General features: G+C 31.1%; 9 protein-coding genes. 5 read left to right on the top strand and 4 right to left on the bottom strand.

Features of this window, described 5'->3' with window-relative positions; translation table 11 throughout:
* Both ACVC2P_RS20545 and dapF read right to left on the bottom strand, forming a co-directional pair.
* On the bottom strand, positions 1-384 hold a 384-nt coding region (locus ACVC2P_RS20545), incomplete at its 3' end, for a GNAT family N-acetyltransferase (protein ID WP_452600306.1).
* Positions 384-1,157, bottom strand: coding sequence for a diaminopimelate epimerase (gene dapF, locus ACVC2P_RS20540; protein WP_452600305.1), 774 nt, complete (start codon positions 1,155-1,157; stop codon positions 384-386). The genes dapF and ACVC2P_RS20545, both read right to left, overlap by 1 nt.
* A 180-nt stretch (positions 1,158-1,337) precedes the next feature.
* Here dapF and ACVC2P_RS20535 point away from each other — a divergent pair, with 180 nt between their 5' ends.
* The 5 genes from ACVC2P_RS20535 to ACVC2P_RS20515 all read left to right on the top strand — a co-directional run bounded on the left by ACVC2P_RS20535 (position 1,338) and on the right by ACVC2P_RS20515 (position 6,580).
* On the top strand, positions 1,338-2,747 hold the full coding sequence (locus ACVC2P_RS20535; RefSeq protein WP_452600304.1) for a trypsin-like peptidase domain-containing protein: 1,410 nt from the start codon (positions 1,338-1,340) through the stop codon (positions 2,745-2,747).
* A 149-nt stretch (positions 2,748-2,896) separates the two neighbouring features.
* On the top strand, positions 2,897-4,345 hold the full coding sequence (locus ACVC2P_RS20530) for a glyceraldehyde-3-phosphate dehydrogenase (protein WP_452600303.1): 1,449 nt from the start codon (positions 2,897-2,899) through the stop codon (positions 4,343-4,345).
* A 160-nt stretch (positions 4,346-4,505) separates the two neighbouring features.
* Positions 4,506-5,141 carry a tRNA (guanine-N1)-methyltransferase gene (locus tag ACVC2P_RS20525; protein WP_452600302.1) on the top strand — a complete coding sequence of 212 codons (636 nt, stop codon included), beginning with the start codon at positions 4,506-4,508 and terminating at the stop codon, positions 5,139-5,141.
* 70 nt (positions 5,142-5,211) lie between these two features.
* Positions 5,212-5,658: a GNAT family N-acetyltransferase gene (locus tag ACVC2P_RS20520; protein WP_452600301.1), complete on the top strand. Its 447-nt coding sequence runs from the start codon at positions 5,212-5,214 to the stop codon at positions 5,656-5,658.
* Positions 5,651-6,580: a M28 family metallopeptidase gene (locus ACVC2P_RS20515; protein ID WP_452600300.1), complete on the top strand. Its 930-nt coding sequence runs from the start codon at positions 5,651-5,653 to the stop codon at positions 6,578-6,580. The genes ACVC2P_RS20520 and ACVC2P_RS20515 overlap by 8 nt, the downstream gene beginning before the upstream one ends.
* A gap of 7 nt (positions 6,581-6,587) precedes the next feature.
* Here ACVC2P_RS20515 and ACVC2P_RS20510 read toward each other — a convergent pair whose 3' ends face one another.
* Positions 6,588-7,193 carry a carboxymuconolactone decarboxylase family protein gene (locus tag ACVC2P_RS20510; RefSeq protein WP_452600299.1) on the bottom strand — a complete coding sequence of 202 codons (606 nt, stop codon included), beginning with the start codon at positions 7,191-7,193 and terminating at the stop codon, positions 6,588-6,590.
* Between the two features lie 10 nt (positions 7,194-7,203).
* Positions 7,204-8,352 (bottom strand): serine hydrolase (locus tag ACVC2P_RS20505; protein ID WP_452600298.1); only part of this gene is annotated, 1,149 nt, incomplete at its 5' end.

The raw sequence follows: 8,352 nt of genomic DNA, 5'->3' as shown, positions 1-8,352 counted from the left end.
ATATAATTGATGCAAATCTAAGTGATTAAAACAATAATTGCATAATAATTGAAGTGCTTCGCTTCCAAATCCCTTTTTTCTGTTTTTAGAAGCTTTTATTAAAACACCTATTCCTGCTCTTCTGTTTTTTATATCAAAATCAAAAACATCTATCATCCCCAATGCTTCATCTTCGTAATTAGAAATAACCAATCGCAATTGTTTTACTTCGTATATATCTTTATGGGCGTGCTCTAGATATTGTTTTATTAAAAACTTTGAATAGGGTGTAATTGTACTACTTATTTCCCAAATAGACTCGTCGTTTTCTATACAATGTATAAAATCTAAATCTTCTGGCTCTAAAGCTCTAAGGTATATATGTTCTCCTTTTAGCGTTATCATTATATTTCACCTTTAAACACCTGATGAGCTGGCCCTTGTAGCCATATATTTTTATAACCTTCTCCTTCGGTTTCAAAAGAAACTTTTAAAACACCTCCTTCTACATTTAGTGTTACTTCATTTGCTGTTGTCAGGCCATTGTTATGCATAGCCAATGCAACTGCTGTTACACCTGTTCCACAAGATAATGTTTCATCTTCTACGCCTCTTTCATAAGTACGAACCCCAAAAGTATTTTCTGTTACGTGTTCTACAAAATTAACATTACTTCCAGCTTTATTATAGGGTGCCCCATAACGTATTCTAGCACCTTCCTCTTTTACATTAAACTGTTTTAAGTTACTAACGATTTCTACATGATGAGGAGATCCTGTGTTTAAAAACGCATGAGTGTTATACTTTTCTACTGTATTTACATCTTGCATTTGTAATTTCACATAATTGTTAGTTATAGTGGCATGATGCAAACCATCTATAGCACTAAATGTTGTTTTTTCTTCTATAATATTAAGGAATTTTGCAAACGCTACAATACAACGTCCTCCATTTCCACACATACTACTCTCATTACCATCTGCATTAAAATAAACCATTTTAAAATCTGTAGTGTCATCCTCTTCTAATAGGATTAAACCGTCAGCTCCTATGCCAAAACGTCTATCGCATAGAAAAGCAATATGTTTGGCATCTTTTTTGTCAAATACTTGTTGTCTGTTATCAATAAACACGAAGTCATTTCCTGTGCCCTGATACTTATAAAAGGTATGTGTCATTTAATTAAAATAATTACGACAAATATACTGTTTTAGAAATTTATTGGAGCTGTTAAATACGCGTTAAAATTGAAAACGACACTCAATAATATTTTAATTTTATAGTTATCTATTACAAGCGGCTAATAACTAGTCATTGTATCATAAAAAAAACAAACCTTAACAATAAACACTTAACACATGAAAAAGATTTTATCGCTGGTTTTAGTTTCGGTATTAGGAGGAGCAATTACTCTAGGAACATATAAAACCTTTTTAGAAGAAAAACAAGATGTTGTTACGACACAACAACAAACTGCACCTGTATTTATACCTACCAATAATACAGTAAGTAATACTAATTTAACTGCAATGGAAAACATAAGTTTTGTTACTGCTGCAGAAAAAACTGTTAATGCTGTTGTGCACGTAAAGAACGTAACGATTGGTAGTAAACAAATTACACTTCAAGATTTATTTATGGGGCGTACACAACAACGTAGGCAACTAGGCACTGGTAGTGGTGTTATTATTTCTCCAGATGGTTATATTATTACAAATAACCATGTTATTGAAGGATCGGAAGCCTTAAGTGTTACTTTAAATAATAATAAAACTTTTAAAGCAGAAATAGTAGGAACTGACCCCAAAACGGATATTGCTTTATTAAAAATTGAAGCAGATGAAGATTTACCATACACTACCTTTGGCGATAGTGATAATGCTAAAATTGGTGAATGGGTATTAGCCGTAGGTAACCCATTTAATTTAACGTCTACTGTAACCGCAGGTATTATTAGTGCTAAGTCTAGAGACTTATCTGGTAATAGCAGTCAATCTTTTATACAAACAGATGCGGCAGTAAACCCCGGGAATTCTGGAGGTGCTTTGGTAAATGCTAATGGAGAATTAATAGGAATTAATACTGCCATAACCTCGCAAACAGGATCTTACGTAGGGTATTCGTTTGCAGTACCTAGCAATATTGCCAGAAAGGTTATACAGGACATTATGGAGTATGGTAATGTACAAAATGGAATTTTAGGAATCTCTGGAAACTCTTTAAGTAGTGGTTTTGCTGAAAAATTTGGACTTTCTGAAACTGAAGGTGTTTATGTAGATGATGTTGAAGAAGACACTGGAGCCTTTGATGCTGGTTTACAAAGTGGAGATATCATTAAAAAAATTGATGGTATAAAAATTAGAAAATTCACAGATCTTAAAGGTTTTATCAATTCTAAACGACCAAATGATGTTGTTACAGTAAGTTTTTTACGTGATGGTAAAGAGAAAGAAGCTAAAGTTACATTACTAAAAAACAATAGTATCACTGTTCCAATAATTGGTGTGCTTAAAGATGCAAAACCAAAAGACTTAAAAAAATATAATGTAAATAATGGTGTAAAAATCTCTAAGCTTAGTGGTCCATATTCTCAATATTTCATGCAAGAAGGTATAGAAGAAGGCAATATTATTACCGCTATTAATAATGTAAAAATTAATTCTATAGACGAAGTTCAGGAAATTATTAAAAATAGAGATCCTTACAGACCTCTTAGTATTGAAATATTAAATTCTAAAGGCGAAAAAAATAAATACGGACTAAAATAGAAAATAGTAAAAAGTTAAGATTAACTAAAACAAAAGCACTTTGGGTATTCCTTAAAGTGCTTTTGTTTTTTTACGTTAAAAATTTTACGAAAACGTTTGAAATCGATACTTTTGCAAAAATTTTAACAACACACAAAACATTTAAACTAATGCCTGTTAAAGAAAGTTACGAGAGCGAATTAGCGTTTCAAGCAGATAGACGTAGAGCTACTGTAGAGTTTATTAAAATTGTAAGCGATTTATGGTACGACAAGTCTATAGAATTAGTGATTTTTAGAAATCAATTAATTGATAGAAATGTAAGCCAGATTTTAAATCTTCATGAATATGCTGGAGAGTTTGTACAAAAACCTATTTCGGTTTTCGATTCTGTAGAGATAGCACAAGCCATTAAAACTTTAGATGTTCCGCCTGCAAAGCTAGATATTGGTAAATTAACGTACGAGTATCATTTAGAAGAGAAAAAGTATAGCAATGCTATGGCTTTTGTTGCAAATAAACTTAAGGAAGCTAACAATAATGAAGTTATTACTCCAAAAGATGTCGTACTATATGGTTTTGGTCGTATTGGACGTTTAGTTGCTAGAGAGTTAATGACTAGAACAGGAAAAGGAAGTCAATTACGTTTAAGAGCTATTGTTACTCGTGGTAAAGTTGATGAAGTTGTTTTAGAAAAAAGAGCAGCTTTATTACGTAATGATTCTGTTCACGGAGAATTTTTAGGAACAGTTGCTATAGATGTTGAAAAGCAAGCTTTAATTATTAATGGTACTACTGTTAAAATTATTTCTGCAAATCAGCCAGAAGAAATTGATTATACTATTTACGGTATAGATAATGCCTTAATTATTGATAACACAGGTGTATTTAGAGATAAAGAAGCGTTAACAAGATTAAAGTCTTCTAAAGGAGCAGATAAGGTATTATTAACAGCTCCTGGAAAAGGAATTCCTAATATTGTTTATGGTGTAAACCATTTAGAAAATAACCCAGACGAGTTAGACATTTTCTCTGCTGCATCTTGTACTACAAATGCTATTACACCTATTTTAAAGGCTGTAGAAGATACTTATGGTGTAAAAAGCGGTCACCTAGAAACAATACATGCTTATACAAATGACCAAAATTTAGTAGATAACTTCCACAAAAAATACCGTCGTGGTCGTGCCGCTGCATTAAATATGGTTATTACAGAAACTGGAGCTGGAGCTGCTGTTTCTAAAGCTTTACCAAGTTTTGAAGGTAAACTTACGTCTAATGCAATTCGTGTTCCTGTTCCAAATGGTTCTTTAGCTATTTTAAACTTAGAATTAGAAAGCGAAGCTAGTGTAGATAGTATGAACGCTACATTAAAAAAGTATGCTTTAGAAGGAGATTTAGTTGAGCAAATAAAGTATGAAATGAGCGACGAATTAGTATCTAGTGATATTGTTGGTAGTTCTGCACCTTCTATTTACGATAGTAAAGCTACTATTGTACGTAAAGATGGTAAAAATGCAATACTATACATCTGGTACGATAACGAGTATGGCTATAGTCACCAAGTTATTCGTTTAGCTAAACACATTGCTAAAGTAAGACGTTTTACTTACTACTAGTAGATTAAAAAATGAATAAAATTATAGTGATTAAAAACATCTAAACACTATTCTTTTACGTATATATAAAAAGCCTCACCAAAGTGGGGCTTTTTACTATTAAAATTTATATAATTAATCTTTTTTCGTAATATTGAGTATTATTAAACGAACTCCCTGTATGAACTTTCAAAAATCAACTTTAGCACTACTTTTAATAGCTTTTTTCTCTCTAACAACACAAGCTCAAAATGAAACTCCCTCTACAGAAAAGCAATTATCGCTTGATGGTGGAAGTATTAACGATCAGTTTGAATTTATTATTACAAAATCTAGTAACTGGAATGACGAACGCAGACAATCGTATGAAGTCATTAAAAGGAATTGGGTATTAAAATTAAGAGGTAATGTTTTAGACTCATTAAAAGCTGTACACAAAAACTTAAATGACACTAAAGCAACAGTTAATAAACAAGCTCAAGAAATTGAAAAATTAAAAACAGATTTATCAGCTACACAAGGTACTCTAGACCAAACAAATACAGAAAAGGATAGTATGTCTTTATTTGGAATACAAATGAGCAAAGGCGGTTATAATACGCTAATGTGGTCTATAATTGGAGGGTTATTTGCACTACTTTTACTATTTATCTATAAATTTAAAGACAGCAACTCTATAACTAAACAGGCAAAAACAACATTAGCTGAAACCGAAGAGCAATTTGAAGAACATAGAAGAGTAGCTTTAGAGCGCGAACAAAAAGTAAGACGCCAACTACAAGACGAAATAAACAAACAAAAGTCTGGTAATAAGTAGAAAATTCGCTTTTTAATATATTTAAAATTAAAATCTGTAACTTCGGTTACAGATTTTTTTTTGAAATATTATGACAATTATAAGAGCCAATATAACGCACCTAGAGGATTTAGCTCCTTTATTTGATGGTTACCGAGTATTTTATAGACAACCCACAAATATAGAAGGCGTAAAACCTTTTTTAATAGAGCGTTTAACAAAGCAAGACACCATTATATATATAGCTTATATAAATAATAAACCTGCAGGGTTTACCCATTTATTCCATAGTTTCTCATCGGTATCTATGCAGCCTATATTTATTTTAAACGATTTGTTTGTAAATACCAACTATCGTAAAAAAGGAGTTGGTGTCGCTTTAATGAATAAAGCTAAAGACACTTGTAAAGATTTAAAATACAAAGGCATTGGTTTACAAACAGAAACAACAAATCCTGCTCAATTTTTATATGAAAGTTTAGGTTGGAAAAAAGATTTAGATTTACAATATTTTTGGACAAATGAATCTCATGAATAATATTACAAAACACCCACTAACTGTTTTAGTTTTATTAATAGTATGCGTTTCATGCTCTTCTAAAAAAAGCTCTCAAAATAAAGCGCCTTTAACACCTACTATCAATTCAATAACTATTCAAAAAGAAATTATTGGTAAGCTTACTGGTAATAAAATGATAAATGATAGCACCGTATTAAAAAGTAGATACACAGAAAACGAAAGGCTTGTAACTAAAAATTATTTAAAAACTTTAGTAACCGCTATTGGTTTAGAGGTAAAAGAACATGATTATTTAGTACCTAATACTAACCCGAAAATTTCTATTGTATATTATACTGGTACTAATGTATATGCTACCTTACCTGCTACGAATAAAAGTAATGAGTATATTATTTTAGGGGCACATTATGACACTGTTAAAAACTCGCCTGGAGCTAATGACAATGCTACTGGTGTCGCAATGGTATATAGTGTAATGTCTAACCTTAAGGCACTTAACTTTAGAAATAAAAATGTAATGGTAATATTCTTCGATCAAGAAGAAAAAGGGTTAATAGGTAGCAAAGCTTTTGCAAAAATGCTTAAAACAAAAGGCTATAATATTCACTCTGTACATACTGTTGACCAAATGGGATGGGATCATGATAAAGACATGGCTATAGAATTAGAACTCCCAACAAAACGTCTTGAAGAAAAGTATAAAACTATTGCCGCTAAATACAATATCCCTATACATATTTCTAATGTAGATTTAACTGATCATGCTGCTTTTAGAAATATTGGTTATAATGCTATAGGTTTAACCGAAGAGTTTAAAAATAAAGATACAACACCTCATTATCATAAATCTAGTGATACTTATGAGACTGTAGATTTTAACTATTTATCTTCAACAACCAACATTATGTATTTAACCATTAAAGCACTAATAACCGAATAATCTTATATTAAGAATGAGACCAATTATTAGCATCATCACTATTATTAGGAGATAAGCCTATTATATCGCCATCTGTATTTACACCTAATCCTAAAACTGTTCTGTTTACATAATTAAAATAGCTTGCTACTTGATTTAACTCAAGGATTTCTCCATCTGTAAACCCTAAAGCTCTTAGATTTATTATAACACTTTCTGTTATACTTGTGTGGTCTACAGTTAATTGTTTTGCATACTGTAAACCTGCTACCAATTTGTCATCAAAACAATGGTTTAATTTATCTGCTTTAATAGCATTGTATATTTCTTGCGATTTATTATCGTCATCCAATAAACGGCTTAATCCCGAAAAATGATGTTCTACACAATAGCTACATTTATTAAGGGCACTAACATAAACCCCTATAGTTTCTAAATACCATTTTGGCAAGGTATTATTAGAGTTATGTAATACATTTTTATACAACGTCATGTGCCCAATTAAAGAATGGGGTCTTAAACTATGTATTGCTAGCACATTATCTACATTATTATCTGGCCCTTTTACTTTATCATAAATTTTCTTTAAACGCGATTCTGCTTCGTTATAAGGTATTACTTTTATCCAACTCATTTTTCTTTTTTTAATTTACTCGTTTTAAATCTAAATGTTGAAAATCGAAACTAAAATCTATATTAGGCGAAATTCCTTTTATTTTAATGTTTTTTGCTTTTCCTTTATCGTCTAAACTAAAAGTTACAAAAGCATCAGCATTCATATCTTGGTATTCCCATTTTACAGCAAACGTATTGTCTTTATAATATTGCAACTCGCCATTTAATTTAGGAGATCGTAATGACTTAATATATAACTTACCATTATTTTTAAAAACTTCCATAACTCCAAACCAGTTATCCTTATATGAACCAATGTAATTTTTAGGCTTTATTTTTGATGCATCTGCAATAGAAACATCTTTCCATACTTTCTCGGTAAAATCATCATTGCCACTAGCCCTTTGTTTAAAATATGCCGCATACTTATCTACCCATTTAAAATCATCTAGTTCTAAATACTTATCTACAATAGCATTGGCTACAGAAGAAAATAATCCACCTCCATCATTACTAGTATTTGTTAAAATAACAATTCCTAAATTTAAATCTGGAATCATAACTGTATTAGAGAGCATCCCTGGCAAACCTCCTGTATGCTCTACTTTCATATTTCCTTTTACATCAGATAAAAACCAACCTAAGCCATAACCAGAGAAATGAGAGTTGTAACGTGGGTTTGGGTTTACTCCCATTACGGTATGTATCTTCCACATTTCTTTATGGTTTAAACTTGTAAACAATTGTTTATTTAAGCCGTCTCCATATTTTCCTTTATTTAACTGTAAAAGCATCCATTGGCATAAGTCGTCTACATTAGAAAAAATACCTCCAGCTGCACCATTAATCATTTCTTTAAATGTAGGTATAACTCTAATTGTTCCTGTCTCAGTCGAGTGGGATGCAGATAGATTACTAGTATCTTTAATTTGATCTAAAGATGCGTAACTATTATCCATATTTAAAGGTTCCAGAATACGTGTTTTTATAAAGGCCTCCCACGACATTCCGCTCTTTCTTGCTATAAGTTCTCCTGCTACTAAATACAAAAGATTATCATAATCCCACTTTGTTCTAAAAGCAGATTCTGGTTTAAAATGTTTAAAATTTGCTAATAAATCGTCTATTGTAAAATCAGATCCATCGGGAAAAAACATTAAATCTCCCATCCCTAATGG

Source organism: Pontimicrobium sp. MEBiC01747, from assembly GCF_053601635.1.
Note: the sequence above shows the minus strand (reverse complement) of the source record. Positions and strands in the feature narration are given on the sequence as shown.

Bases quoted from the DNA above. Each gene is read 5' to 3' on its own strand.
- dapF (WP_452600305.1), bottom strand. From the start codon at position 1,157: ATGACACATACCTTTTATAAGTATCAGGGCACAGGAAATGACTTCGTG.
- ACVC2P_RS20535 (WP_452600304.1), top strand. From the start codon at position 1,338: ATGAAAAAGATTTTATCGCTGGTTTTAGTTTCGGTATTAGGAGGAGCA.
- ACVC2P_RS20530 (WP_452600303.1), top strand. From the start codon at position 2,897: ATGCCTGTTAAAGAAAGTTACGAGAGCGAATTAGCGTTTCAAGCAGAT.
- ACVC2P_RS20525 (WP_452600302.1), top strand. From the start codon at position 4,506: ATGAACTTTCAAAAATCAACTTTAGCACTACTTTTAATAGCTTTTTTC.
- ACVC2P_RS20520 (WP_452600301.1), top strand. From the start codon at position 5,212: ATGACAATTATAAGAGCCAATATAACGCACCTAGAGGATTTAGCTCCT.
- ACVC2P_RS20515 (WP_452600300.1), top strand. From the start codon at position 5,651: ATGAATAATATTACAAAACACCCACTAACTGTTTTAGTTTTATTAATA.
- ACVC2P_RS20510 (WP_452600299.1), bottom strand. From the start codon at position 7,193: ATGAGTTGGATAAAAGTAATACCTTATAACGAAGCAGAATCGCGTTTA.